The sequence below is a fragment of the Mesorhizobium sp. WSM4311 genome (assembly GCF_002295115.1).
GTDB lineage: Bacteria > Pseudomonadota > Alphaproteobacteria > Rhizobiales > Rhizobiaceae > Mesorhizobium.
In genome coordinates this window covers 34,802-59,678 of sequence record NZ_NSFV01000007.1, presented here as the reverse complement: position 1 = coordinate 59,678, position 24,877 = coordinate 34,802, and the positions used below count along the sequence as shown (strand labels likewise).

Here is a 24,877-nt window from a genome sequence, read left to right as displayed (position 1 = left end):
TGGTCCTACGCCGCGTTGCGCGCTAGCGCCCGCTGGTTGGAGGCGTAGATCGTGTCGCGTTCCGGCAAGGCGCCGGTCTTCAGGCAGTCGACCCATTCGGCGGTCTTCAGTACGGCCGCGAAACGTGACTGCAGGATGATCGTGACGACGCGGTGGATCTCCTCGGCCGAGGCATAGCCGGCGCTGTTGGCATAGGGCACCGAGCCGGTGGCATCCGACAGGAACTCGACGGCGAAGCCCATATGCACCGCATGGATGATGGTCGACAGGTCGCAATTATGCGTCATGTAGCCGACGACCGTGAGCGTATCGATGGCATTGGCCCGTAGCCACGCCTCGAGGTCGGTGCCGGTGAAGGCCGACGGCAGCGTCTTTTCGACATAATGGTCGCGGCTTCGCCTCGCGACCTCGGGATGCAGTTCGCCGCCGTGGCTACCCTTGGCGAAGATCGGCGAGCTCTCCGGCGCCATCTGCTTGACGACCACGACCTTGATGCCGGCGGCGGCAGCCGCATCCATGGTGCGTGCTACATTGACGACGCTGTCGCGGAACGGCGGATGCTGGATGGCCAGATTGCCGCCATCATAGTCGTTCTGGACGTCGATGACGATGAGCGCGCGGCGTGGCGTGGTTTTGGCTGGGGCAGACATGGTGCTTTCCTTCCGGCTTGAATGCGATGAGCCGAAAATAAGCGGCTTCAGGAGTGATCGAAAGTGGCCCGATTGACATCATTCGAAAGAATTGGGACAATCCAGCTTTCGAACCGGAAATGCCCATGACCGCCCCGATCATTGCCGCCCTCGCCTTCGACGGCATCAGCCCGTTCCACCTTTCCGTGCCTTGCCTGGTGTTCGGCGCCGACCGCACGAGGCTCGGCCTGCCGCGCTTCGACTTCCGCGTCTGCGGGGTCGAGCAAGGCATGATCCGGACCGATGCCGGGCTGAGCATCCTTGTCCCGCACGGTCTGTCCGCGCTCGACGATGCCGACATCATCATCATCCCGAGCTGGAAGGATCTCGAAGCCCCGCTGGCCGGGCCGCTCGACGAAGCGCTCGGTCGCGCGCACCGGCGCGGCGCGCTGATCGTCGGCCTGTGCCTCGGCACCTTTGCCATTGCCGCCGCCGGCCTGCTTTCAGGCCGGAAGGCGACCACGCACTGGGCCTATACGGACCAGCTGCGCGCCCTGCACCCCGACATCTCGGTCGATGCCGACGTGCTCTATGTCGACGATGGCGACATCGTCACCTCCGCCGGTGTCGCCGCCGGGCTGGATTGCTGCCTGCATATCGTGCGCGCCCGCTATGGCGCGGAAGCGGCACTGCGGCTCGCCCGGCACGTCGTGCTCTCACCGCACAGGCAGGGCGGGCAGGCGCAGTTCATCGAACGCCCCGTGGCAAAGAGCGCGAATGCCGATCGCTTCACCCAAGCGCTTGACGCGGTGCGCGCCACGCTCGGCGAGGCGCACAGCCTCGACAGCGTCGCCGAGGCCGCCGGTCTGACGCGGCGTACCTTCACCCGCCGCTTCCAGAAATCGATCGGCACCAGTTTTGGCGATTGGCTGACCAGCCAGCGCATCGAACTGGCGCAGCGGCTGCTGGAAGCGACGGAAAAATCGATGGACATCGTGGCCTTCGAGGCCGGCTTCGGCAGCGCCACCTCGCTGCGCCAGCATTTCGCCGCAAGGCTGAGGACATCGCCGGCGCAGTATCGGCGCGAATTCTCCCAGCGGATTGACCAGGAAGAACGGATGGCGCAGGCCTGATTGCTTGCGGCGGAAATTCAGTCACGCTTGACCGGCCGCGCCGGATTGCCGACCACCGTCTCGTTTGCAGGCACATCACGCGTCACCACCGCGCCGGCGCCGACGATGGCGCCCTCGCCGATGCTGACGCCGCCAAGGATGACCGCGCTGCCGCCGATCCAGGCATGGGCGCCGATCTCGACCGGCCTGGCGATCTCCAGCCCCGCCTGTCGGCCCGCGGCTTGCCTGTGGTGCTCGGCGCAATAGATCTGCACATTGGGGCCAAGCAGCGTTCCCTTGCCGATGCGCACGCTTGCCGTGTCGAGGATGGTGCAGCCGGCGTTGAGGAAGACGCCATCGCCGAGAACGATGTTGAAGCCATAGGCGCAGTGGAACGGCGCCTCGATGCGGGCGCCCTCGCCCACGCCGCCGAGCAATGCCTTGAGGTCCGGCCCGAGATTGCCGCGCTGCCTTGGCGGCAGGCAATTGTGCTCGAACACCGCGTCGCGCGCGAGGGCACGCAGCGCCTCCAGCTCGTCATCGAGGCAAGAGTACCATTCGCCGGCCGTCATCTTCGCGCGCTCGCTTCCAGCCATGGCGGGTCCCCAATTGACGTCCTTGCGTCCTTGCAAAGCATAGTTGCGACCAGCAGAAAAGCGCCAATCCAAGTACTGGTCAAATATCGGACCTATGGTAGCCTGCCGTTCAGGCCGTCCTGGCCTGGTGATCGAGGGGATCAACATGCTCTATCTTCTTGCACTTCTGATCGGCGTCATCGCCGGCCTGCGCGCCATGACCGCGCCGGCCGCGGTCGCCTGGGGCGCCTATCTCGGCTGGCTGCCGGTTGCCGGCACCTGGGCAAGCTTCATGAGCCATTGGGCCGCTGTCGGCATCTTCACCATCCTCGCCATCGTCGAGCTGGTCACCGACCAGCTGCCGTCGACGCCGAGCCGTAAAGTGCCGCAGCAGTTCGGCGCCCGCATCATCATGGGCGCCTTCACCGGCGCGGTGATCGGCGCGACCGCCGGCGCCACCATCGTCTGCCTGATCGCCGGCGCCATCGGTGCCGTCATCGGCACGCTGGGCGGCGCCGAAGCGCGCGGCCGGCTTGCGGCTGCTTTCGGCAAGGACCCGCCCGCCGCCTTCATCGAGGACGCGGTGGCGATCATCGGCGGCCTGCTGATCGTGGCGGCGGTGGCATGACGGCAAAAACTTTCGACGCCATCATCATCGGCGCCGGCCAGGCCGGCACACCGCTCGCCGGCAGGCTGAACGCAGCCGGCATGAGCGTGGCGCTGATCGAACGCAAGCTGGTCGGCGGCACCTGCGTCAACACTGGTTGCATCCCGACCAAGACGATGGTGGCGAGCGCCTATGCCGCGCATCTGGCGCGGCGCGCCGCCGACTATGGCGTGACGCTCAGCGGCCCTGTCGGTGTCGACTATGCCAAGATCAAGGCGCGCAAGGACAAGGTTTCGGGCGCCTCCCGCACCGGGCTGGAAACGTGGATCGCCGGCATGGACAAATGCACGCTCTACCGCGGCCATGCGCGCTTCGAAACCGCCAATACGGTGCGCGTCGGCGACGACCTTCTGACCGCCGACAGGATCTTCCTCAACACCGGAGGCCGCGCTTCCGTGCCCGATTTGCCCGGCGTCCACGACATCGACTATCTGACCAATTCCTCGATGATGGATCTCGAGGTCCTGCCGCGCCATCTGGTCGTCGTCGGCGGCAGCTACATCTCGCTCGAATTCGCGCAGATGTTCCGCCGTTTCGGCAGCGAAGTCACCGTCATCGAGAAGAGCCCGCGCCTGACCGGCCGCGAGGACGAGGACGTCTCGGCCACCATCCTGTCCATCCTCGAAAACGAAGGCATCACGGTCCATGTCGGCGCCGACGACATCGGTTTCGCCAAACAGGGCGACGATATCGCCGTGGCCTTCTCGGCCGGCAAGCCGCCGGCCGTCGGTTCTCATGTGCTGCTGGCGCTTGGCCGAACGCTCAACACCGACGATCTCGGCCTCGACCGAGCCGGCGTCGCCGTCGACAAGCGTGGCGCCGTTATCGTGGACGACCAGCTGCGCACCAGCGTCCCAGGCATCTGGGCGATGGGCGACTGCAACGGCAAGGGCGCTTTCACCCACACCTCCTACAATGACTACGAGATCGTCGCCGCCAATCTGCTCGACAACGACCCACGCAAGGTCAGCGACCGCATCGAGGCCTATGCGCTTTACATCGATCCGCCGCTCGGCCGCTGCGGCATGACCGAGGCGGCGGTGAGGAAATCCGGACGTCGCGCGCTGGTCGGCCAGCGGCCGATGACCCGCGTCGGCCGCGCCGTGGAAAAAGGCGAGACGCAGGGCTTCATGAAGATCCTCGTCGATGCCGACACGCGGCAGATCCTCGGCTGTTGCGTGCTCGGTCCCGGCGGCGACGAGGCGGTGCATTGCGTGCTCGATCTGATGTACGCCAAGGCGCCGGTCGACACGCTGGCGCGCGCGACGCACATCCACCCCACTGTCTCGGAACTGCTGCCCACGATTGCCCAGGAGCTGAAGCCGCTGGCCTGAGGCACCTAAAGCTCCAGACATTCTGCATTGGTGCATTGCAGCAATGTGCATTGCGCATAGCTCAACTCCTCGCGCAATCTCTGGATTGAACCGATTCAGTCTGGACGCTCCATGCCTCTGCCGATCCTTGCGCTTGCCATCGCGTCCTTCTGCATCGGCACCACCGAATTCGTCATCATGGGCCTGCTGCCGGAGGTCGCCGCCGACCTTCGCGTGTCGATCCCTTCGGCCGGCCTGCTGGTCACCGGCTATGCGCTCGGCGTCGTCTTCGGCGCCCCGATCGTCGCCATGGCCACCGCGCATCTGCCGCGCAAGCCGGTGCTGGTGGGGCTGGCCGCGTCGTTCGTCGTCGGCAATCTGTTCTGCGCCATCGCGCCTGACTACTGGACACTGATGGCGGCGCGTGTCTTCACCGCTTTTGGGCACGGCGCTTTCTTCGGCATCGGCTCGGTCGTTGCCGCTAGCCTGGTGCCGCGCAACAAACGCGCCAGCGCCATGGCGCTGATGTTTGCCGGACTGACACTTTCCAACATTCTGGGCGTTCCCGCCGGCACAGCGCTTGGCGAGGCTTTCGGCTGGCGCTCCACATTCATCGCCGTGGTCGGCATCGGCCTGATCTCGGTCGCCGCCATCGCCTGGCTGGTGCCGTCGGATGTCACGGAGCCGAGCGGCGGCGGCCTGCGCGGCGAGTTGCGGGTGCTGGGCAGGCTGCAGGTCTGGCTGGCGATGCTGATCGCCTCGCTGGCCTCGGCCAGCCTGTTTGCCGTCTTCACCTATATAAAACCCTACCTCACCGACGTGTCCGGCCTGTCGACCTCTGCAGTCACCTGGGTGCTCCTGTTGTTCGGCGCCGGCATGACGATCGGCAACATCATTGGTGGGCGGCTGGCGGACTGGAAGCTGATGCCGACCGTCATCGGCACACTGCTGTCGATGGCGGTGCTGTTCGTCGGTTTCACACAGTTCGGCGCGATTGCCGGTGTCGCCATCGGCATCGTCTTCCTTTGGGGCATGCTCATCTTCGTCGTCGTGCCGCCGCTGCAGATCCGCGTCGTCGAGGCCGCTTCCGAAGGGCCGAACCTTGCCGCCACGCTGAACCAGGGCGCCTTCAATGTCGGCAATGCCAGCGGCGCCTGGATTGGCGGCGTGGCGCTTTCGGCGGGCGTCTCCTACGCCCACCTGCCGCTGGTCGGCACGGTGCTCGCCTTGCTGGCGGTCACCGTCGCGGTGCTGTCGCAGGCGCTGGACCGGCGCGCGTCTGTCCCGCTCCAGGCTGCAGCCGAATAGGCATCCATTCGCCAAAGCGACGGAAATCTTGCGCCCATAGCGCGGCCGACTGGACCAATCGACAGCGATACCTCAAATGGGCATGTCTTCTCGCTCCAATGGAGGAAGTCATGCAGAAATCGATCGAACGCATCGCCGGCGACAGCGAGGGCGTTTCCTACGAATTCCCGGTGTTCCGCTTCACAGGTAGCGACAAGGCGGCGCCCTCGGCCTATCTGCAGGCCGCCCTCCATGCCGGCGAACTGCCGGGCGTCGTCACCATCGACGCGCTGATGCCGGCGCTGAACAAGGCCGCTGCCGAAGGCCGCATCAAGGGCGACATCACCATCGTGCCCTGGGCCAACCCGATCGGCCGCGCGCAATATCATTTCGGCGAGCATCAGGGCCGCTTTCACCTGGGCACCCGCACCAATTTCAACCGCGCCTTTCCGCTGCTTGCCGCGCCCGACGCCAAGCTCTTGCCCGACACCAGCTTTGGCAGCGCCGACCAGCGGCTGAAGTCCCACCTGGTGCAGCTGTCGCTCGGCCACGACATCGTGCTCGACCTGCACTGCGACGACGAGGGCCTTGCCTATCTCTACATCCACACCAGCCTGTGGCCGGCCATGGCCGATTGCGCCGCAGCTATGGGCGTCGACGCGGTGGTGCTGTGGAGCGAGGACACCGACGGCACCTTCGAGGGTGCCTCGATCATGCCCTACCAGAACGTTCCCGCCGACGTAGCGAAGTTCGACCGCCGCGTCGCCGCCACGGTCGAATATCGCGGCATCCTCGACGTCGACGGCGCGCTCGCCGCCGCGGACGCCGACGGGCTCTACCGGTTGCTGGTGGCACGCGGTGTGATCGTCGACAGCGCGCTGCCCGCGCCCGGTCCATTCAAGGGCGTCGTCGCGCCATTGGAAAATATCGACATGATGCCGGCGCCACGGGCCGGCGCAGTGCTCTATGACGTGAAGCCCGGCGACCGCGTCATCAGGGGCGATCGTCTCGCCACAATCGTCCATGCGCCGGGCGAAGCCGATGGCCGCGCGGAAGTGTTCGCGCCGCAGGACGGCATCATCCTGACCCGCCGCTCGCGTCGCATCATCCGCGCCGGCGAGGATCTGCTGAAGCTGGTCGGCGACAGGAAAAGCGCCGATGCCAGGTCGGGTACGCTGGAGGACTGACCTAGCCCGAGATCGCCAGCCGCGCCTTGGCTTCCAGCCATTCCGCCATTTGCCGGTATGGCACCGGACCATGGCTGACGCGGGCGACGCCGAGTTCGGCCAGCCGCTGGCGCGGCGGCACATGCGCCAATGCGATGATGTTGACCGGCAGTGCTGTCGCCCTGCACAGCGCCTCGATGAGACCCTCGTCGCCAAGGCCCGGCGCAAAGAAACCGCTCGCTCCGGCCCTTTCATAGGCATGCGCCCGCTCGATCGCCTGGTCGAGCAGCGTCTTGTCATGCGCATCGGGCTTGGCCTTGAGGAAGATGTCGGTGCGGGCGTTGAGGAAGGCCGGGATATCCGAGGCCTTGACGGCGGCCGCGGCCGCTTCGACCCGCTTCACCTGGACAGCAATGTCGTGCAGGCCGGTGCCGCCAACGATCTGGTCCTCGAAGTTGAAGCCGACAGCGCCGGCCTGCAAGGCGCGTGTCACCGTCCGGGCGACGACTTCCGGCTCGACGCCGTAGCCGCCTTCGAGATCCATGGTCACCGGCAGATCGACCGCCTGCACGATGCGCCTGATGTTGTCGAGCGCCAGTTCCAGCGGGATTTTCTCGCCATCGGCATAGCCGAAGGCGGCCGCAACCGGCCAGCTTCCGGTGGCGATGGCCTTGGCTCCTGCTTTCTCGACGATCCTGGCCGAGCCCGGATCCCAGGCATTGTAGAGAACGATCGGGTTGCCCTTGACGTGAAGGGAATGGAACGTCCGCGCGCGCTGGGCCTGGTCGGTCATGGGTGTTTCCCGTCTTGGTATCGTTGGAAGTCCAGCCTAGCCGGGACCGCCGGCCCTGGCGATGTGCCATGAGCCCTTGAAGCGGCGGCCACCGGACGGACCTTTCAAACCTGTTGCGCATCCGGTTTTTCGCCGCTATGGATTTCGCCATGAACATGCGTTCGACCAAGACCATTTGGTGGTGGGCCTGCTGACAGCGGCCTGTTCGAACGCGCGTGCGTGAAAAGAGAGGGTGGCCGCAACGGAAAGTCCGGGCGGCCATTTGTTTTTTAAAAGCCAGTCTCGGGTCCGTTGCCCCAACAAGCTGATGGAGACGGCAATGACGATGAAGGTTCTGGAAAACGGCGCTGAAAGTTTCGTGACCGCGGGTGGCATCACCATTGCGCGTGAGCGCCACGACCGGCCCTATGCGGGGGCGATCGACGCCTATGTCGATGGCTTGAACTCGCGCCGGGGCGCGGTGTTTTCCTCCAACTACGAATATCCCGGCCGCTACACACGCTGGGACACCGCCATCATCGACCCTCCTTTGGTCATCTCCGCGCGCGGCCGCGCCATGCGCATCGAAGCGCTGAACCGCCGTGGCCAGGCGCTGCTGCCGGTCATCGGCAAGACGCTGGGCAGCCTTGCCGACATCACCATCGCGGAGACGACGAAGACGCTGATCCGCCTCGACGTCGCCAAGCCCGGCCGCGTCTTCACCGAGGAGGAGCGCAGCCGCGTGCCTTCGGTCTTTACCGTGTTGCGCGCCATCACCGCTTTGTTCAAGACCGACGAAGACGCCAATCTCGGCCTCTATGGCGCATTCGGTTACGACCTCGCCTTCCAGTTCGACCCGGTCGACTACAAGCTTGAGCGCAAGCCGAGCCAGCGCGACCTGGTGCTGTTCCTGCCCGACGAGATCCTGGTGGTCGACCACTATTCGGCCAAGGCCTGGACCGACCGCTACGACTATTCAGGCGAGGGATTTTCGACCGAAGGCCTGCCGCGCGACGCAATCGCCGAGCCGTTCAAAACCGCCGACCGCATCCCGCTGCGCGGCGACCATGAGCCGGGCGAATATGCCAACCTTGTGCGGCGCGCCATGGACTCGTTCAAGCGCGGCGACCTGTTCGAGGTCGTGCCCGGCCAGATGTTCTACGAGCGCTGCGAAACCCAGCCCTCCGAGATTTCGCGCAAGCTGAAATCGATCAACCCCTCGCCCTATTCCTTCTTCATCAATCTGGGCGAAAACGAATATCTGATCGGCGCCTCGCCCGAAATGTTCGTGCGCGTCAACGGCCGCCGCGTCGAAACCTGCCCGATCTCCGGCACCATCAAGCGCGGCGACGATGCGATCTCGGATAGCGAGCAGATCCTGAAACTGCTCAATTCGAAGAAGGACGAGTCTGAGCTCACGATGTGCTCGGACGTCGACCGCAACGACAAGTCGCGGGTCTGCGAGCCGGGTTCGGTGCGCGTCATCGGCCGCCGCCAGATCGAGATGTATTCGCGCCTGATCCACACCGTCGACCACATAGAGGGCCGCCTGCGCGAAGGCATGGACGCCTTCGACGCCTTCCTGTCGCATGCCTGGGCAGTCACCGTCACCGGCGCGCCGAAACTGTGGGCCATGCGCTTCATCGAGCAGAACGAGAAGAGCCCGCGCGCCTGGTATGGCGGAGCGATCGGCATGGTCAATTTCAACGGCGACATGAACACCGGCCTCACGCTACGCACCATCCGCATCAAGGACGGCATCGCCGAGGTGCGCGCCGGCGCCACATTGCTGTTCGACAGCATTCCCGAGGAAGAAGAAGCCGAAACCGAACTGAAGGCATCCGCCATGCTCTCCGCCATCCGCGACGCCAAGATGGGTAATTCCGCCAGCACCGAGCGCACCACCGCGCGCGTCGGCGACGGCGTCAACATCCTGCTCGTCGACCACGAGGACTCTTTCGTCCACACGCTGGCCAACTACTTCCGCCAGACCGGCGCCAATGTCTCGACCGTGCGCACGCCGGTGCCGGAAGAAGTCTTCGAGCGGCTGAAGCCGGACCTCGTCGTGCTCTCACCCGGACCAGGCACGCCGAAGGATTTCGATTGCGCCGCGACCATCAGACGAGCGCGCGCCCGCGACCTGCCGATCTTCGGCGTCTGCCTGGGCCTGCAGGCGCTGGCCGAAGCCTATGGCGGGGAACTGCGCCAGTTGCACATTCCCATGCACGGCAAGCCCTCGCGCATCCGCGTCTCCAAGCCCGGCATCATCTTCTCCGGCCTGCCCAAGGAGGTCACCGTCGGTCGCTACCACTCGATCTTCGCCGATCCGGTGCGCCTGCCCGATGATTTCATTGTCACGGCCGAGACGGAGGACGGCATCATCATGGCCTTCGAGCACCGCAAGGAGCCGATTGCCGCCGTGCAGTTCCATCCGGAATCGATCATGACGCTCGGCCACAATGCCGGCATGCGCATCATCGAGAACATCGTCGCTCATTTGCCGCGCAAGGCGAAGGAAAAGGCAGCCTGACCTCGATGGCCGAAGCCGAGAACACGATGGCGATCGCAGCCAGGGAGGCCGCGAAGCGCAAGGTCGCCAACCTTGCCTTCTGGTCGATCGTGGTCGCCTTTGTCGTGCTCGCGCTGAAGCTGGCCGCCTGGTACATTACCGGCTCCGTCGCGCTTTATTCGGACGCTCTGGAATCGATCGTCAACGTCATTGCCTCGGTCGCCGCCTTCTGGGCGATCCAGGTCAGTTACAAGCCGGCCGACCAGGATCATCCGTTCGGCCATCACAAGGCGGAATATTTCTCGGCGGTGCTCGAAGGCGTGCTGATCGTCGTCGCCGCGCTTTTGATCCTCAACGAGGTCTGGCGCTCCTGGCAAGCGCCAGCGCCCCTGGAACGGCCCTGGAATGGCCTTGCCGTCAACGGTATCGCCACGCTGATCAACGCCTTCTGGGCCTGGACGCTGATCCGCGCCGGCCGGGCCGAAAAGTCGCCGGCGCTGGTCGCCGACGGCAATCACATCATGACCGACGTCGTCACCTCGGTGGGCGTCTTCGGCGGCCTGGTCGGGGCAATCCTGACCGGCTGGCAGATCCTCGATCCGGCGCTCGCCGTCATCGTCGCGCTCAACATCCTGTGGCAGGGTTGGCATGTCATCGGCTCGTCGATGAATGGCCTGATGGACCGTGCCGTCGACACGCAGGAAAACATGCGCATCCGCGACGTCATCTCGGCCAATTGCAAGGGCGCGCTGGAGGTGCATGACCTGAAAACCCGCATCGCCGGCCGCGCCACTTTCATCGAGTTCCATCTGGTCGTCGACGCCGACATGTCGGTCGGCGCCAGCCACGTCATCTGCGACCGGATCGAAGACGCGCTGAAAGCCGAAATCCCCTCGGTGCGCGTCACCATCCATGTCGAGCCCGACGACGAGGCCAAGCTGCCCAAGGGCACGACGGCCGTGCCGTTTGCGTGATGCCCTTCAGCTTATGGTGCGCAGGCCGATTGCGGCATTGGCTCCAGCCGATAGACCTTGTCGTCCGACTTCGTCTTGCCGTCGGCTGCCTTCGAGCAGAGATCGACGATCGGCAGGCTGCTGTTGGGGTTGGCCAGCATCATTGAGCCGTTGGCGCCGCGCTTGAGGAAGATTTCCTTCTGCGCGATGTCGCAGGAGAAATCGCTCATCTTCGAGCTTGCCGCGCAGCGCCACTGGTCGGCCTCGCCCTGGCAGGAATAAGTCTGCGTGATCTTGCCGGACTTCAGCCGCGCCGTGACCGAGACGGCGATGTCGGCGCCGTCAGGCCAGTTGGCGATGTCGCCGCCCGAAGCGAAGGACGCCAGTTCCACCGGCCCGCGGAAAACCCGGATCGACTGCGTCAGTTGCTCGGGATGCGAAGCCAGATGCGCCGCGTCATAGTCGCGGCCGTAGCAGAAGGCCTGGTCAGGCTTCAGCCGCTCGCGCAGCGGCGGGCCGAGCGCCGGATCGATCGGGTCGATGCGCGCGAACTCGGCCTTGCAGGTCGCGGCCGGCATCGGGTCGAGGCGGAAATTGTCATCTTCTGAGCCCAGCGCCTGCCTGTCATATTCGGCCTTGCCGAGTTCCTCTTCTGATCCGGCATCGAGATAGAGGTCGGCCGAGACATCGGTGACAATCAGGCGGCCTTTGTCATCGACCTTCAGCGAGGCCATGGTGCGGTCGCAGTCCATGCCGCAACGGATCGGCCCTGATGTGCCATCCTCGGATTCATGATTGCACCAGCCGCCGGCCCATTGCGGCGCCTTGGCGCCACGCACCGTCGTGGTGAGAAAGCCATTGTAGGACGTGTCGGCATTTGCCGTGGGCTCTTCGTTCGGCCGGCTGACCGGGTCATGGCCATAGTAGAAGAAGATCCGTGCCACCTTCTGCTTCGGATGTGCCTTGAGATGGGTCGCGTCATAGACCCGGCCGAAACAGACGTCCGCCCCGTTCGGGCTGAGTTCCCTAAGCTTGAGCGCGCCGTCGGCGACGGCCGTGCCCGTCAGCAAGCCAAGCAACGCGGCGCCAAATCCGGCGCCCGCGATTGTCTTCCATTCCCCTGCCCTGAACGTCATGACCTCTCCTCGCATCGACAGGACGCAGCGTCAATTTATGCTAGTATTGCGGCCGCAGCCACGCAAATCGCGGTAAGATCTAGGAGGATGCCATGCGCCGACGCGACATGTTCCGCGCGGTTCTTGCCGGGACCGCAACGTTTCTCGGCCTGCGGGCCGCGCAGGCCGCGGCCACGGAGCCCGCCAGGCTGAAGGTCGCCTATCATCTGAGCGATGTGGACAAGGTCAACTTCGTGCTCGGCAACATCAAGAACCATTATGAGGGCACCGGCGGCAATGTCGACATCGCGCTGGTCGTGCATGGCCCGGCCCTGGCGAGCTTCAAGTCGAAGGGCATATCAGCTGCTATCTCCGGCCGCTTCGCCGGCCTGGTGCAGCAGGGCCTCGAGCCGCAAGCCTGCGGCAACACCATGCGGGGCATGGATATTTCGCTCGCCGACCTGCTCGATGGATTTCATGCCGCCGACAAGGGCGGCGTCGTCAAGCTCGCGGAACTGCAAAGCCAGGGCTATGCCTATCTACGCCCCTGAGGCTTGAACACCGGGGTGGCAAAGGCCTACGAAGGGCGGCAGACATCCCGGAGGAACAACAGTGCCAGCCACCAACACGCTCAGCATTCCCGATCTCGCCGGCAAGGCGGTGCTGGTGACCGGCGCCTCGACCGGCATCGGCGCGGCACTCGCGCTGGCCTACGCCGCGCAGAAATCCAGGGTGGCGCTGCATTACAATTCGAGCCGCGAGGCCGCCGAGAAACTCGCCAAGACCATTGCCGACAGCGGCGGCGAGGTGTTCCTCGTCCAGGGCGATTTTTCCGTCCCCGCCGACGTCGAGCGCGTCGTCGAGGACAGCGCCCAGCATTTCGGCCGCCTCGACGGGCTGGTCAACAATGCCGGCGGCATGCTCGGCCGCGTACCCTACGCCGACCAGACCGAAGCGCATTACGACGCAGTGATGGACCTCAATGCGCGTTCGGTGCTGACCGCTTCGCGCAAGGCGATGCCGTGGTTGAAGAAGCAGGGCGGCTTCATCGTCAACACCTCGTCCATCGCCGCGCGCAATGGTGCCGGCGGCGGCGCCGGCCTCTACGGCTCGGCCAAGGCCTTCGTTTCCAATGTGACGCGCGGTATGGCCAAGGAGCTGATCGGCTTCGGCATCCGCGTCAACGCCGTGGCGCCCGGCACGATCCTGACACCCTTCCACGAGCGCTATTCGACCGAGGAGCAGATCAAGGGCATGGTCGCCACCATTCCGCAGGGCCGCGCCGGCACGGCGGAAGACTGCGTCGGCGCCTATCTGTTCCTCTCCTCGGACCTGCTGAGCGGCTACATCACCGGCCAGGTGATCGAGGTGAATGGCGGCCAGTTGATGCCGTGACCGGCTATCTGCATACTGACGGTCCGCGTACTCTTGTCGAAGATTTTGAAGGGAGACAGCTGAATGTACGGACTGATCGGCAAGATGCGGGCGGCGCGCGGCCAGCGCGACGCGGTCATGGACGTGCTGCGCGCCAGCACCGGCGCCCTGCCGGGCTGCCTGAGCTATATCGTCGCCACCGACCCGGCCGATGCCGACGCGATCTGGGTGACCGAAGTGTGGACCGACCAGGCAAGTCATAAGGCCTCGCTGCAGCTTCCGGAAGTCCAGGCGGCAATCGCCAAGGCGCGACCCTTCATCGCCGGCTTCGAGTTCCAGGTGGAGACCAATCCCGTTGGCGGCTTCGGGTTGCCTGACGGCAAGACAGGCTGAGGCCTTCGGGCAGCTTTTTCAGCACGGCGGGGTTCGCATCGCCGTGCTTCGGGTCTAAGACCGACACATGGATTCCTCGGTGCAGCCTCGCGACCAGCCCGCCACCGAGCGCATGGCGCGGATGGGCACGCCCTGGCAATGGATGGTCCTGCTCACCATCTCGGCCCTGTTTGCCGGCGCGCTCGAATTCGCCGCCCTGCCGGCGGCGTTGCTGATCGGGCCGATGCTGGCAGCCATCGTCGCCGGCACCAATGGCGCCACGGTGCGGGTGCCGCGCCTGCTGTTCGGCTCCGCCCAGGCCATTGTCGGCTGTCTCGTCGCCGCGTCGATCTCGGCCGACATCTTTCCCGTCTTCCATGCCGAGTGGCCGCTGTTCCTGGGCGTCGTGATTGCGACAGTCGCGGCCTCCAGCCTGCTTGGCTGGCTGATCAGCCGCTGGCGCATCCTGCCCGGCACCACCGCCGTCTGGGGCTCCTCGCCGGGTGCGGCTACCGCCATGGTGCTGATGGCCGGCGCTTTTGGCGCCGACCAGCGCCTTGTCGCCTTCATGCAGTATCTGCGCGTCATCTTCGTTTCGATGACGGCGGCAATCGTCGCCAAAATGTGGGTCGACACATCGGGCATCGAAATCCCGCCAATCATCTGGTTTCCGCCGATCGATGTCCAAGCCTTCGCCGCCACGTCAGGCATCGCGCTGGTCGGCGGCCTGGCGGGAAAGCTGTGCCGGCTGCCCTCGCCCTTCTTCCTCGGCACCTTCATCTTCGGCGCCGTCGTCCATCTCGGCCTTGATGTCGAGATGCAGCTGCCGCCCTGGCTGCTGGCAATCAGCTACGCCATGGTCGGCTGGTCGATCGGACTGAACTTCACCAGGCCGATCCTGCGCCATGCGACGCGTGCGCTGCCGCAGATCATCGCCTCGATCGTAGCGCTGATCGCCTTTTGCGGCGGGCTCGCCTTCCTGATCAGCCATCTCCTTGGCATCGATCCGCTCACCGCCTATCTGGCGACCAGCCCCGGCGGCATGGACAGCGTGGCCATCATCGCCGCCGCGGCGCAGCACGTCGACATCTCTTTCGTCATGGCGCTGCAATCGGCGCGCTTCCTGATCGTGCTGCTCGTCGGCCCGAGCGTCGCCCGGCTGGTTGCCAGAAGCATCGGGGACTGACAGGCCACTCTTCACCGCCGGCTACCTATCGCGCCGCAAGCCGCTCGGGAAGGAAATCGACGAAGACGCGCACCTTTGGCGACAGATGGCGATTGGAGGGCCACAGCATCCGGAACTGACCACGACCGTCGATATGATCGTCCAGCACGGTGCGCAGCCTTCCGTCCAGCAACGCCTCGCGGACCAGGAAATCGGGCATGCAGGCGATGCCGAGCCCGGCGATCGTGGCACCCTTCAAGGCCTCCATATTGTTGCAGGTCAGCTTCGAGCGGATCTGCGGTTCGGCGCTTCCGGTCATGAATGGCCACTCCAGCAGCCTGCCGCTGTTGAGAAAGCGGAAGTTGATGCCGAAATGCCGGACGAGATCCGCCGGCTCCCCGGGCGTGCCGTGGCGGTCGAGATAGGCGGGCGCCGCACACAAAAGCATGCGAAAGGGTGCGACTGGTCTCGACACCAATCGTGAATCGGGCAGCTCGCCGCTGCGGATCGCGACGTCGATGCCTTCCTCGATGACGTCGACAATGCGGTCGTTGAAATCGATGTCGAGTTCGATCTCGGGATAGCGGGCCATGAACTCCGACAGCACCGGCAAAAGCAGATGGTAGGTGACGATTGGCGTCGAGACGCGCAGCCGTCCGTGCGGCGTTTCCCGTGTCCGCGACAGCATCGCCTCGGCATCGTCGATATCGTCGAGGATGCGCCGTACCCGCTCGTTGAACAGCCTGCCCTCTTCCGTCATGCCGACGCGCCGCGTGCTGCGCTGCAGGAGCCGCACGCCGAGCTCCTGCTCGAGCCTTGCGACGCTCTTGCCAACGGCGGAGGCCGAAATGCCGAGCGCCCGGCCGGCGGCGATGAAACTGCCAAGCTCGGCGGTGCGGGCGAAGGCCAGGAGGCCACTGAGACGATCCATCGTAGTCTTCCATTCGAGCGCTTCAGTCCGGTATGTCAGGAGATATAATACCATTTTTCCGGAAAGACCGCCGACCTATCTTGTCGTTGCGACCGGCGCTGCGACCCACGCCCATGCCGGCGGATGCTGCTTCAGATAGGAAAATCCATGACCTCGAACCCCTCAACCGGCCCGGCCGAGCGATGGCTCATGCTCTTGTCGGTATGCCTTGCCGCGATGACCATGCCCTTGACCTTCACCGGCCCGGCCGTCGCGCTCTCCCGCATCGCGGCCGATCTCGGCGGCAGCCCGATCGCGCTCAACTGGGTGACGAACGCCTTCATGCTGACCTTCGGCGCCAGCCTGATGGCGGCTGGAGCGCTGGCCGACAACCACGGCCGCAAGCGCATCTTCCTCGCCGGCCTCTGCCTCTATGTCCTGGCGTCGCTCGGTGCGATGCTGGCGCCCGGCATCGTCTGGTTCGACATGTTCAGGGCGGCGCAGGGCATCGGCAGTGCCCTGGCTTTCGCCGGCGGCGCCTCCGCACTTGCGCAGGAATTCGAAGGGCAGCTGCGGCTGCGCGCCTTCTCCTTCCTCGGCACCAGTTTCGGCATCGGTCTCGCCTTCGGTCCGATCGCCTCCGGCCTGCTCATCTCCGCATTCGGCTGGCGGTCGATCTTTCTTCTGGTGGCAGTGCTGGCGATCGCCTCGGCGCTGCTGGGCCTGCGCACCATCCGGGAATCGCGCGACCCGGATGCGACCGGCCTCGACTGGGCGGGAGCCGGCACTTTCACGATCGCACTGGCTTTGCTGACCTATGGCGTCCTGCAGGCGCCGCAGAGCGGTTGGGCCGACCCCATCGTCATCGCCCTGCTTGCGGCGGCCGCCCTGTTCTTCGCTGCGTTCGTTATCGTCGAGCGGCGCGTGCGCAGGCCGATGCTCGACCTCACGCTGTTTCGCTTTCCCCGCTTCGTCGGCGTCCAGTTCCTGGCAGCGGCGCCCGCCTATGGCTTCGTCGTCCTGCTGGTGCTTTTGCCGATCCGCTTCATCGGCATTGAAGGGATGAGCGAGATCCAGGCCGGGCAGTTGATGATCTGCCTGTCGGGGCCGCTGCTGATCCTGCCCTTGCTTGCCGGCCAGCTGGCGCGCTGGGTCGCTCCGGCCACGATCTGCGGCGCAGGCCTGCTCATCGCCGCCGCCGGGCTCGTCTGGCTGAGCCTGACGCCGCCGGTCGCCGTCGCACTGGTGGCCCCGCTGATGCTGATCGGCGTCGGCATCGCCTTGCCTTGGGGGTTGATGGACGGGCTTGCCGTCAGCGTCGTGCCCAGGGAGCGCGCCGGCATGGCGGTCGGCATCTTCAACACCACCCGCGTCGCTTGCGAGGGCGTGGCGGTGGCGATCGTCATGGCGACCCTGTCTGGTTTCACCGCCACGCAACTCGGGGTTCAAGGGCTGGCCTCGCCCACCGAAGCGGCCGCGGCAGCGCAACTGCTGGCAACCGGCAACATCGGCGAAACAGCGCAGCGTCTGCCAATGGCCGACGCCAGTGCCTTGGTCCATGCTTACGAAACGGCCTTCTACCGGCTGCTGGTCGTGCTGGCGACAATCACCGTGCTTACCGCCATCGTCGTCTTCCTCGGTCTGCGTCGCGGTTCGGCGCCGGAACAAGACGCTGCTCCTGTCCCGGCCTGCCAGGAAGGCTGACGCCACGTGACGCCATCAAGTCCGGCAAGGCGTCAAAAAATACTTGACTCTTATACTCATATTTGAGAGCGCGGAAGCGCAACCAAAACATGAGAGTTGGAGACAGGTTAATGTCGAAGCAGTCGAGGACATGGCGCCGGGGATTATCATTGCTGGCGGGCAGCGCCATCCTCTGCCATGCTTGGCCGGCAATTGCCCAGGATGGCGGCGACGCCACCATTCTCGACCGGATCGAGGTGACAGCCGAGAGCAATGAGATCCTGAAACAGGACGGCTACGTCGCCAAGAAGGACCGCATCGGCACCAAGACCGACACCCCGATTGCCAGGATCCCGCAGGCGGTCTCGGTCGTCACGCAAAAACAGATCGAGGACCAGAAGCCGCGCACGCTGAACGACGCGCTGGGCTACACGGCCAGCGCCAACCCCAACAGCTTCGGTTTCGATACGCGCTACGACGCCTTCTTCCTGCGCGGCTTCCAGGCCTTCTACAACGGCATGTTCCGCGACGGGCTGCGCCAGTACAACGGCCCCTCTGCCTGGTTCAAGACCGAGCCCTACGGCATCGAGGGCGTCACCGTCCTCAAGGGTCCGGCCTCCTCGCTTTACGGCGTCAGTGGTCCGGGTGGCATCGTCAATGTCGTCACCAAGCGGCCCAAGGACGAGCCGTTCCACGAGATCGAGTTGCTGGCCGGCGAACACAACCGCTTCCAGGCGGCACTCGACGCCTCCGGCCCGGTCAACGACGACGGCAGCATCCTCTACCGCTTCACCAGCCTTGGCCGCCTGAGCGAGACCGGCCTGCCCGACTATCCCGACGACAAGCTCTATCTGGCGCCGGCCGTCACCTTCAAGCCGGACGAGGACACCAAACTCACCATCCTCGGCGAATATTCCAAGTCCGTCACCGGCGGCACCGCGGCCTTCTACAATTCGGCCTATGGCGTCCTGTCGAATGTCTATGAGGGCGACGCGGCCTGGAACGACTTCACCCAGGACCAGGGGCGCATCGGCTACGAGTTCGAGCATCGCTTCAACGACTGGCTGACGGTGCGCCAGAACCTGCGCTACAGCGCCGTCGATTCAGACATCGAATACAGCGGCCACTATTCGGTCGGCGCCGACCAGCCGCTGCAGCGCTATTGGGGCCACTACGCCGAGGCGATGAAGAACTTCGTCGTCGACAACATGGCGCAACTCGAATTCGATACCGGCTCGGTCAGGCACACCGCGATTGCCGGCATCGACTATGCCTGGTCGGACTATGACGCCGGCAGCGGGCTTTCCTACGTCTCGGTCGACGACATCGAGGCCGCCCCCGTCCCGCATTCCGGCGGGCAGGAGATGAACCAGCTCGGCGTCTACCTGCACGACCAGATGGAGTGGAACGATCTCACCCTGTTCACCAGCGGTCGTTACGACTGGGTCGACACCACCTCAACGGCGGCCGATTTCAGCCAGTCGAAACAGAAGGACAGCGCCTTCTCCGGCCGCGTCGGCCTGTCTTACCGGACCGAATGGGGCATCATTCCCTATGTCAATTATTCGACCTCCTTCTCGCCGAACATCGGCCTTGTCTATGACGACGTCTCGAGTTCTGTCGGCCGCGTCGCCCGCCCGACCATTGCCACGCAGAAGGAGATCGGCGTCAAATACGAGATCCCCGACCATAACGCGACGATCAGCGCCGCGCTGTTCGACATCGACCAGAAGGACGGCGTCGTCTTCGACGCCTCGACCGGCATCAACAAGCAGCGCCAGCTCGACCTGAACTCGCGCGGCGTCGAGCTGGAAGCCAATGCCTCGTTGGACAACGGTTTCAGCGTCATCGCCTCCTACACCTATCTGCGCGTGAAGATCGAACGCGGCGCCGAGGGCACCGACAGCAAGGAATTGTCGGCGACGCCGAACCACATCCTGTCGCTCTGGGGCCATTATCAATTCGAGAACGGCACGCTGGAAGGGCTCGGGCTCGGCGCCGGCGTACGCTTCGCCGGCGCGAGCTACGGCGACGACGCCAACACTTTCGAGAACGACGCGCGCGCCTTCGTCGACACCTCGCTGTCCTACGACTTCGGCTACCGCAGTCCGAAGCTCGAAGGGGTCAAGCTGCAGATCAACGCCAAGAACCTGTTCGACAACCAGCAGACGATTTGCTCGGCCGGCTATTGCTACCGCGACGAAGGCCGCTCGCTGTTCGGCAGCCTGCGCTATCGCTTCTGATGTCGGTCTCGGTCCCAAACCAGGCCGCGTCGTCGCCGGCCGCCGTCGTCGCGGCGATCGGCGGCCTCTATGTCGCGCAGAGCGTGATCGGCGGCATCACCTGGACCGGCCTGCCGGCCGTGATGCGCGACCAGGGCCTGCCGCTCGACCGCATCGGCCTGCTCACCCTGATCGCCCTGCCATGGGCGCTGAAGTTCCTGTGGTCACCGGCGGTGGAGCGCCACCGCCTTCCGCCGACCGGCGAAAACCGCACGGGCGCGATCGTCCTTGTCGGCGGCCTGGTTTCCATCGCCGGATTGCTGGCCGTTGCCCAGCTCGGCCCCACCGCCTTCTGGCCCGTGATTGCCTGCCTGACAGTCGTTGCCTTTGCGGCCTCTACCGTCGACATCGCCTGCGACGGTTTTGCGGTGCAGAACCTTGCCGGGGAAAATCTCGGCTGGGGCAATGCCGCCCAGGTCGGCGGTGCTTATTTCGGCTCGGCGATCGGCGCCGGCCTTTTCCTCTATCTGGTCGAAATCCATGGCTGGCGCGCGGCGGTTTCGGCCATGGCCTCGCTGCTGGTGTTGCTCGGCCTTCCCTTCCTGCTCGGCATCGCCAGCCGATCGCGCGAGGAAATGCGCGAACACGTTCCTGCGCTCGCCGCGGCGTTGCGGCGCCCGCAGATACGCCGCGGCCTTGCGGCATCGGCGATCTACGTTCTGGCGCAGAAGGCGGCGCTGGCCATGCTCGGTCCGTTTCTGATCGATGCCGGGCTCAGCCTTGCCACCATCGGGCTGGTCAACGGCGCCGGCAGCATGATCCTCGGCGTCGCGGCCGCGCTTGCCGGCGGTGCTCTCGTGCGATGGCTGGGCACGCGCAGTGTGCTTGTCCTGGCGCTCGTCCTGCAGGCCGGATCGCTATTCACCCTCTCGGCCTTCGCGCTTTCGGGCACTTTCCCGGCGGGTCCGCTGATGGCGATAGCGATGCTGAGTTCCTCGGGCATCATGGCGCTCGGCTTCGTGGCGCTTTATGCGCAGTTCATGCGCTGGTCGGACCCGAGGCAGGCGGGCGTCGATTTCACGCTTTTCCAATGCATGGACGCATTGGTCAGCATGGCGGGCGGCGTCCTGGCCGGCTATGTGGCGCAACATCTCGGCTATGGCGCGCTGTTCGGCGGCGCCGGCGTGGTCGCGCTGCTGGCGGCGCCGGCGATCGCCATGGTCAGCGACCGCGACTGAAGACAGCGCTATTCCTCGCCGGCCCCGTCCTTGCCTTGCGCGTCTCGGCGCCAATAGGCGGTGACCAGGTGCCGGTCGCGCGACAGGTCCCATCCCTTGCGCACGATGCTGCGGATTTCTCGGAAGTCCGCGAACTCGCACCCGGCCCAGACATAGAGATCGTCGGCCGCGGGACCACGCTCACGCAGCGCCGCGGGCAGCAGGCCGGCGCCGCCCGCTTCGCGGCCATGCCGGTAAAGCCAGCGGACGGCGATGTTGTTGCCCGCCGCCAGCGCCATCCGGTCTCGCGGACCATCGACCTCGATGATGGCTTCGGCGCGAGCGGACGGCGCAAGCTCTTCCAGCATCCGGCCGATCGCCGGAAGCGCGGTATCGTCGCCCAGCAGAAGCAGGTTCGATGCCTCGGGCAAGCCGCCGCCGCCGGGGCCGATCATGCCGATGACGTCGCCGCTCCGCGCATCCAGCGCGAAGGCCGCGGCCAGCGTCTCGGCACCAGGATGCAGCACGAAGTCGATGTCGAGCCAGCCCTCGGTCACGTCCAGCGCGCGAATCGTGTAGACCCGCACGGTCAGCGCATCCTCGCCGGACGGCCAGACGATCAGGCCGTCGGCACCCATGGTCGGCCAGACCGCTTGCCGTCCGGTCGGCGGCAGCAGAAGCCGGACATGAAATCCGCCATGGCTGAAGCGGTCGAGGTCGCGGCCTGAGAAACGCAGGCGCTGCATATGCGGCGACAATCGCGTCGAGGACAGGACCGAAATCTCGCGGAAGAACACCGGCGTGCCGGCATCCGCGCCGTCGCCATGCCAGCGCAACCCTTCGGTCGTGCGCAGATGCGCGGCGATGTGGCCAGCCAAGATCATCTTCATGTAGGAGAGGCAGGTCTCGTCCTCCGCCGCGACGCGGATCAGCACGCCACCGTCCTCGAACGAGGCATTCAACGAGCCGTAATGCGTGCGCAATTCCCATTGGCCGACAACGCCGGTGTCGATCTCATAGTCGCTATGCTCAGCGCACAGCCTGTCCATCACCGCGCAGATGCCTTCGCTTTGGATACGAGTTTGCGCGCTCAAGGGCTTCATCGTCGGCCTTTCCACACCGAGTGCAGCGACACCGGCTGAAGCTCGGTGTCGACAAGCGTCGGCATGCCACAGCGCCGGCGGCATTGCCACTAAAACATGATTATGACAGTCATATTTTCGGACGAAACCGCGGGAAGGCGCCTTGACGCATCCGGTCTTCAGCTGATGACCGGGCTTGCGATCCGATCGCCGTCCAGCGTGAAAGGGCATGTCGCCCTCGCCGTTTGAAGCCGTTGCCCGTCACGGCGACGCGGGCATGATAGACGCCGTCGCGTTGCGCGACGCGTACGATGCGAAGGTTGGACTGGACGCCGATATTGTCCGACAGGTTCCACCGAGCGATCCCGTCGCGGCCACGGAAATCGCGACCCCGGTCGCTCAGGAAAGCATCGTCGCTAGATGCGGCTAGAAGGCTTCGGTATCGCCGGCATTGGTGGCTTGGACAAGGCGGCGGATCGCGTCGGGCGTGGTCATCAGTCCAACCTGTGCATCAGATCATCATCCAGCCAGCGGCCGAAGAAATAGACCAGTTGCTTGTGCCACCACGGCCAGTCATGGCTGACGTCGCCGCCCCAATAGTCGACCCAGGCGGGAATGGATTTGTCGCGCAGGATCTGTTCCAGCTGGCGCGTCTCGACCAGCATGCGTTCTTCCCAGGCGCCCTGCCCGCAGCAAAAGATCAGCCGCAGCGCCTTCAGCCGGGCCAAAAGCTTCGGATCGACGATGCCGGGCAGGTAATCGAGCGGCGAGTTGTAGAAGATGTCGCCCTCCAGCGCCTTGCCGAAGAAATCGCGGGCCGAATAGACCCCCGACAGCGAAATGACGCCGCTTGCCAGTTCCGGAAAGCGGAAGACGAAATTCGAGGAATGGTAGCCGCCCATCGAACAGCCTGAAAACAAGGGCTTCAGCCTGCGCCCGCCATTGGCGGCCGATGCGGTGGAGAGGATTTCCGGCAGCGCCTCCTCGCGCACATAGCGGAAATAGGCCTCGTGGCGGCCGATGCGATGCGCGGCGTCGGCATGCTTGTCGAAGAAGGATTCCGAATCGATGCCGTCGACCGTGAACAGCTGGATACGGCCGGTGTCGATGAACTCGGCCAATGCGCCGACGCCACCGGAATCCTCGAACTGGTAGAACCGCCCCTGCGAGGTCGGGAACACCACCACGGGTCGGCCGGCATGCCCGTAGCGCTTGTATTCCATGTCGCGGCCGAGCTTGCCGGAGAAATGCTTGTGATAGGAGATGTCCATCGCCTCAGGCCTTTTCCGCGTGGATATAGGCAACCGCCTCGCGCAGCGCCGCCTGATCCTTCGAGCGCATCTGGTAGGCGTAATTTCCCATGGCGCGGCTGAAAACCTCTTCGATGGCCTGATGGTGGACGATCTTGTCGCGGTGCGCCGCTAGCACGTCCTCGTGGCTGTGCAAATAGTGGAGGTGCCGCTTGCGGCTGGCATAGGCGGTGAAATACTTGCCCTCATAGGGTCCGCCGGCGGCATCCTTGACCACCATGTCGGCCCATGCCGCGTAGACGTCGATGTCGAACGTGTAGTTGATGGCGTCGGTCATCCAGGCGCCGGGCGGCCGCATGTTGACCTCCAGCGCGATGATCCGGTCGTCCCTGGTCTCGAACAGCTCGATGTGGAAGAAGCGCTCGCGCACGTCGAACGCCTTCAGGATCTTGCGGCCGGCCTCCTCGACCGCTGGCCTGATATGGGGAAAGCAGGTGTAGCTCATATGGCGGTCCTTGTTGACCACCTCCATGACGCTCTGGTCGTAGCGGTGGCTGGCCGCCAGCACCACCTCGCCGTCGCGGTTGACCAGCCCGTCATAGGTCACCACCAGCCCCTCGATGAACTGCTCCATGACGAAGGTCACGTCCTCGGGCTTGTCCCGGAAGAACTGGTCGAGCTCCCCTGTGTTGGAGATCTTGAAGGTATTCGAGGCGCCTGAGCCGCTATCGGGCTTCACCACCACCGGGTAGCCGACGCGCCGGATGAAGGTCATCGCGCCGGCGCGGTCGGAGCATTTGCGCTGCGCGATGGTCTCGACGCCGCTCTTGCGGAAGAAGGCGCGCATGCGGCTCTTGCGCTTCAGGTTCTTCACGAAATCGAGCTTGGTGCCGTAGATGTTGAAGTCGGTGCGGATGTTGGCCTCCAGCTCCAGCCAGTGTTCGTTGAGCGATTCGAACCGGTCGATGCGGCCCCATTTGTGGATGAAATGCCCCATCGCCCGGAACACCGGATCGTAGTCCTCCATGTCGGCGACGCGGTAATATTCCGAAAGCGCTGCCTTCAGCCTGCCGTCCAGCACGTCATAGGGCGCATCGCCAATGCCGAGCACGGTGGCACCGGCCTTCTTCAGCCGGTCGCAGAAATCGGCGCCGTTGGTCGGAAAATGCGGCGAGAAGAACACGAAATTCATGGACACCCCCTCATGGCGGCGGCGCACCGCAGCCCCGCCGGCGCGCAAGTCTGGCGCATTTGCGCCGCCTGGGGAAGAGCACCCGCATTTGGGATAATGTTCAACGGATTCAGCCCCCGCTTGCCTCTGCGGGGGCGCTCCTGTATGAGAACCGGCATGAACACACGCGCCACCATCGCTTCCCGTCAGACCGGCTTTGCCGGCGAGACCGTGCGCGCGCTTGCCTCGACCCTGCTTCTTCTCGGCCTTATCGGCGATCGCCGGGTTCGCTGAAGGAGCGCCCGGCGGTCGAACCGCCGCGCAAGCGCATGC

23 protein-coding genes are annotated in these 24,877 nt (G+C 65.2%); 15 read left to right on the top strand and 8 right to left on the bottom strand.

Annotation, left to right across the window (positions count from 1 at the left end; translation table 11 throughout):
- Window positions 1-5 precede the first annotated feature (5 nt).
- Window positions 6-650: a cysteine hydrolase family protein gene (locus CK226_RS19385; protein WP_095792765.1), complete on the bottom strand. Its 645-nt coding sequence runs from the start codon at window positions 648-650 to the stop codon at window positions 6-8.
- Window positions 651-775: 125 nt separating this feature from the next.
- Between CK226_RS19385 and CK226_RS19380 the strand changes: the two genes are divergently transcribed.
- Window positions 776-1,762, top strand: coding sequence for a helix-turn-helix domain-containing protein (locus tag CK226_RS19380; protein WP_095773709.1), 987 nt, complete (start codon window positions 776-778; stop codon window positions 1,760-1,762).
- Between the two features lie 17 nt (window positions 1,763-1,779).
- Here the strand turns inward: CK226_RS19380 and CK226_RS19375 are convergent, their stop codons facing one another.
- The gene (locus tag CK226_RS19375) at window positions 1,780-2,337 is read right to left on the bottom strand and encodes a sugar O-acetyltransferase (RefSeq protein WP_095792764.1); all 558 of its coding nucleotides are present in this window, start codon (window positions 2,335-2,337) and stop codon (window positions 1,780-1,782) included.
- 145 nt (window positions 2,338-2,482) lie between these two features.
- On the opposite strand from CK226_RS19375, the gene CK226_RS19370 reads away from it, so the two are divergent.
- The 4 genes from CK226_RS19370 (at window position 2,483) to CK226_RS19355 (ending at window position 6,770) form a co-directional block, all read left to right on the top strand.
- Entirely contained in the window at window positions 2,483-2,944 is a 462-nt protein-coding gene (locus CK226_RS19370) for a DUF4126 domain-containing protein (RefSeq protein ID WP_095790150.1), read from the top strand.
- Window positions 2,941-4,317 (top strand): FAD-containing oxidoreductase, encoded by a 1,377-nt coding sequence (locus CK226_RS19365; RefSeq protein WP_095792763.1) that lies wholly within the window; start codon window positions 2,941-2,943, stop codon window positions 4,315-4,317. Before CK226_RS19370 ends, CK226_RS19365 begins: the two co-directional genes overlap by 4 nt.
- A 111-nt stretch (window positions 4,318-4,428) precedes the next feature.
- On the top strand, window positions 4,429-5,604 hold the full coding sequence (locus CK226_RS19360; protein WP_095792762.1) for an MFS transporter: 1,176 nt from the start codon (window positions 4,429-4,431) through the stop codon (window positions 5,602-5,604).
- A gap of 110 nt (window positions 5,605-5,714) precedes the next feature.
- Window positions 5,715-6,770 carry a succinylglutamate desuccinylase/aspartoacylase family protein gene (locus CK226_RS19355; protein ID WP_095792969.1) on the top strand — a complete coding sequence of 352 codons (1,056 nt, stop codon included), beginning with the start codon at window positions 5,715-5,717 and terminating at the stop codon, window positions 6,768-6,770.
- A gap of 1 nt (window position 6,771) precedes the next feature.
- On the opposite strand, the gene CK226_RS19350 is transcribed toward CK226_RS19355, so the two are convergent.
- Window positions 6,772-7,542, bottom strand: coding sequence for an isocitrate lyase/phosphoenolpyruvate mutase family protein (locus tag CK226_RS19350; RefSeq protein WP_095792761.1), 771 nt, complete (start codon window positions 7,540-7,542; stop codon window positions 6,772-6,774).
- A gap of 319 nt (window positions 7,543-7,861) precedes the next feature.
- Here CK226_RS19350 and CK226_RS19345 point away from each other — a divergent pair, with 319 nt between their 5' ends.
- Complete coding sequence (locus CK226_RS19345) at window positions 7,862-10,051, top strand: anthranilate synthase (RefSeq protein WP_095792968.1); 2,190 nt, start codon at window positions 7,862-7,864, stop codon at window positions 10,049-10,051.
- A 5-nt stretch (window positions 10,052-10,056) separates the two neighbouring features.
- Window positions 10,057-11,004 (top strand): cation diffusion facilitator family transporter, encoded by a 948-nt coding sequence (locus CK226_RS19340; protein ID WP_095773484.1) that lies wholly within the window; start codon window positions 10,057-10,059, stop codon window positions 11,002-11,004.
- A gap of 11 nt (window positions 11,005-11,015) precedes the next feature.
- Here CK226_RS19340 and CK226_RS19335 read toward each other — a convergent pair whose 3' ends face one another.
- The gene (locus CK226_RS19335) at window positions 11,016-12,119 is read right to left on the bottom strand and encodes a hypothetical protein (protein ID WP_095792760.1); all 1,104 of its coding nucleotides are present in this window, start codon (window positions 12,117-12,119) and stop codon (window positions 11,016-11,018) included.
- 92 nt (window positions 12,120-12,211) lie between these two features.
- Between CK226_RS19335 and CK226_RS19330 the strand changes: the two genes are divergently transcribed.
- From CK226_RS19330 to CK226_RS19315, 4 genes are all read left to right on the top strand, one after another.
- Window positions 12,212-12,649 carry a DsrE family protein gene (locus CK226_RS19330; protein ID WP_095790128.1) on the top strand — a complete coding sequence of 146 codons (438 nt, stop codon included), beginning with the start codon at window positions 12,212-12,214 and terminating at the stop codon, window positions 12,647-12,649.
- A gap of 61 nt (window positions 12,650-12,710) precedes the next feature.
- Complete coding sequence (locus CK226_RS19325) at window positions 12,711-13,493, top strand: SDR family oxidoreductase (RefSeq protein WP_095792759.1); 783 nt, start codon at window positions 12,711-12,713, stop codon at window positions 13,491-13,493.
- A 63-nt stretch (window positions 13,494-13,556) separates the two neighbouring features.
- A complete protein-coding gene (locus tag CK226_RS19320; RefSeq protein ID WP_095773480.1) occupies window positions 13,557-13,865 on the top strand; it encodes a putative quinol monooxygenase in 309 nt (102 codons plus the stop codon).
- A gap of 67 nt (window positions 13,866-13,932) precedes the next feature.
- The gene (locus tag CK226_RS19315; RefSeq protein ID WP_095792758.1) at window positions 13,933-15,030 is read left to right on the top strand and encodes an AbrB family transcriptional regulator; all 1,098 of its coding nucleotides are present in this window, start codon (window positions 13,933-13,935) and stop codon (window positions 15,028-15,030) included.
- A gap of 25 nt (window positions 15,031-15,055) precedes the next feature.
- Here CK226_RS19315 and CK226_RS19310 read toward each other — a convergent pair whose 3' ends face one another.
- Window positions 15,056-15,940, bottom strand: a complete 885-nt coding sequence (locus CK226_RS19310; RefSeq protein ID WP_095792757.1) for a LysR family transcriptional regulator — start codon at window positions 15,938-15,940, stop codon at window positions 15,056-15,058.
- Window positions 15,941-16,087: 147 nt separating this feature from the next.
- Here CK226_RS19310 and CK226_RS19305 point away from each other — a divergent pair, with 147 nt between their 5' ends.
- From CK226_RS19305 to CK226_RS19295, 3 genes are all read left to right on the top strand, one after another.
- Window positions 16,088-17,623 carry an MFS transporter gene (locus CK226_RS19305; RefSeq protein ID WP_095792967.1) on the top strand — a complete coding sequence of 512 codons (1,536 nt, stop codon included), beginning with the start codon at window positions 16,088-16,090 and terminating at the stop codon, window positions 17,621-17,623.
- A 110-nt stretch (window positions 17,624-17,733) separates the two neighbouring features.
- On the top strand, window positions 17,734-19,845 hold the full coding sequence (locus CK226_RS19300; RefSeq protein ID WP_095792756.1) for a TonB-dependent siderophore receptor: 2,112 nt from the start codon (window positions 17,734-17,736) through the stop codon (window positions 19,843-19,845).
- Complete coding sequence (locus tag CK226_RS19295; RefSeq protein ID WP_095792755.1) at window positions 19,845-21,062, top strand: MFS transporter; 1,218 nt, start codon at window positions 19,845-19,847, stop codon at window positions 21,060-21,062. Before CK226_RS19300 ends, CK226_RS19295 begins: the two co-directional genes overlap by 1 nt.
- Window positions 21,063-21,070: 8 nt before the next feature.
- Here CK226_RS19295 and CK226_RS19290 read toward each other — a convergent pair whose 3' ends face one another.
- Window positions 21,071-22,144 (bottom strand): siderophore-interacting protein, encoded by a 1,074-nt coding sequence (locus tag CK226_RS19290; RefSeq protein ID WP_095792966.1) that lies wholly within the window; start codon window positions 22,142-22,144, stop codon window positions 21,071-21,073.
- A gap of 208 nt (window positions 22,145-22,352) precedes the next feature.
- Here CK226_RS19290 and CK226_RS34945 point away from each other — a divergent pair, with 208 nt between their 5' ends.
- Window positions 22,353-22,553, top strand: a complete 201-nt coding sequence (locus tag CK226_RS34945) for a hypothetical protein (protein WP_179301083.1) — start codon at window positions 22,353-22,355, stop codon at window positions 22,551-22,553.
- Between the two features lie 64 nt (window positions 22,554-22,617).
- Here the strand turns inward: CK226_RS34945 and CK226_RS19280 are convergent, their stop codons facing one another.
- Both CK226_RS19280 and CK226_RS19275 read right to left on the bottom strand, forming a co-directional pair.
- Window positions 22,618-23,394 carry an alpha/beta hydrolase-fold protein gene (locus tag CK226_RS19280; protein ID WP_095773474.1) on the bottom strand — a complete coding sequence of 259 codons (777 nt, stop codon included), beginning with the start codon at window positions 23,392-23,394 and terminating at the stop codon, window positions 22,618-22,620.
- Window positions 23,395-23,398: 4 nt separating this feature from the next.
- Complete coding sequence (locus CK226_RS19275; protein WP_095773473.1) at window positions 23,399-24,565, bottom strand: ATP-grasp domain-containing protein; 1,167 nt, start codon at window positions 24,563-24,565, stop codon at window positions 23,399-23,401.
- Window positions 24,566-24,877: the final 312 nt, after the last annotated feature.

Coding starts and splice junctions, on each gene's coding strand:
- CK226_RS19280 (WP_095773474.1), bottom strand. CDS start 23,394: ATGGACATCTCCTATCACAAGCATTTCTCCGGCAAGCTCGGCCGCGAC.
- CK226_RS19375 (WP_095792764.1), bottom strand. CDS start 2,337: ATGGCTGGAAGCGAGCGCGCGAAGATGACGGCCGGCGAATGGTACTCT.
- CK226_RS19385 (WP_095792765.1), bottom strand. CDS start 650: ATGTCTGCCCCAGCCAAAACCACGCCACGCCGCGCGCTCATCGTCATC.
- CK226_RS19300 (WP_095792756.1), top strand. CDS start 17,734: ATGTCGAAGCAGTCGAGGACATGGCGCCGGGGATTATCATTGCTGGCG.
- CK226_RS19345 (WP_095792968.1), top strand. CDS start 7,862: ATGACGATGAAGGTTCTGGAAAACGGCGCTGAAAGTTTCGTGACCGCG.
- CK226_RS19350 (WP_095792761.1), bottom strand. CDS start 7,542: ATGACCGACCAGGCCCAGCGCGCGCGGACGTTCCATTCCCTTCACGTC.
- CK226_RS19370 (WP_095790150.1), top strand. CDS start 2,483: ATGCTCTATCTTCTTGCACTTCTGATCGGCGTCATCGCCGGCCTGCGC.
- CK226_RS19365 (WP_095792763.1), top strand. CDS start 2,941: ATGACGGCAAAAACTTTCGACGCCATCATCATCGGCGCCGGCCAGGCC.
- CK226_RS34945 (WP_179301083.1), top strand. CDS start 22,353: ATGTCGCCCTCGCCGTTTGAAGCCGTTGCCCGTCACGGCGACGCGGGC.
- CK226_RS19355 (WP_095792969.1), top strand. CDS start 5,715: ATGCAGAAATCGATCGAACGCATCGCCGGCGACAGCGAGGGCGTTTCC.
- CK226_RS19335 (WP_095792760.1), bottom strand. CDS start 12,119: ATGACGTTCAGGGCAGGGGAATGGAAGACAATCGCGGGCGCCGGATTT.
- CK226_RS19360 (WP_095792762.1), top strand. CDS start 4,429: ATGCCTCTGCCGATCCTTGCGCTTGCCATCGCGTCCTTCTGCATCGGC.
- CK226_RS19305 (WP_095792967.1), top strand. CDS start 16,088: ATGACCTCGAACCCCTCAACCGGCCCGGCCGAGCGATGGCTCATGCTC.
- CK226_RS19340 (WP_095773484.1), top strand. CDS start 10,057: ATGGCCGAAGCCGAGAACACGATGGCGATCGCAGCCAGGGAGGCCGCG.
- CK226_RS19315 (WP_095792758.1), top strand. CDS start 13,933: ATGGATTCCTCGGTGCAGCCTCGCGACCAGCCCGCCACCGAGCGCATG.
- CK226_RS19380 (WP_095773709.1), top strand. CDS start 776: ATGACCGCCCCGATCATTGCCGCCCTCGCCTTCGACGGCATCAGCCCG.
- CK226_RS19295 (WP_095792755.1), top strand. CDS start 19,845: ATGTCGGTCTCGGTCCCAAACCAGGCCGCGTCGTCGCCGGCCGCCGTC.
- CK226_RS19275 (WP_095773473.1), bottom strand. CDS start 24,565: ATGAATTTCGTGTTCTTCTCGCCGCATTTTCCGACCAACGGCGCCGAT.
- CK226_RS19310 (WP_095792757.1), bottom strand. CDS start 15,940: ATGGATCGTCTCAGTGGCCTCCTGGCCTTCGCCCGCACCGCCGAGCTT.
- CK226_RS19290 (WP_095792966.1), bottom strand. CDS start 22,144: ATGAAGCCCTTGAGCGCGCAAACTCGTATCCAAAGCGAAGGCATCTGC.
- CK226_RS19320 (WP_095773480.1), top strand. CDS start 13,557: ATGTACGGACTGATCGGCAAGATGCGGGCGGCGCGCGGCCAGCGCGAC.
- CK226_RS19330 (WP_095790128.1), top strand. CDS start 12,212: ATGCGCCGACGCGACATGTTCCGCGCGGTTCTTGCCGGGACCGCAACG.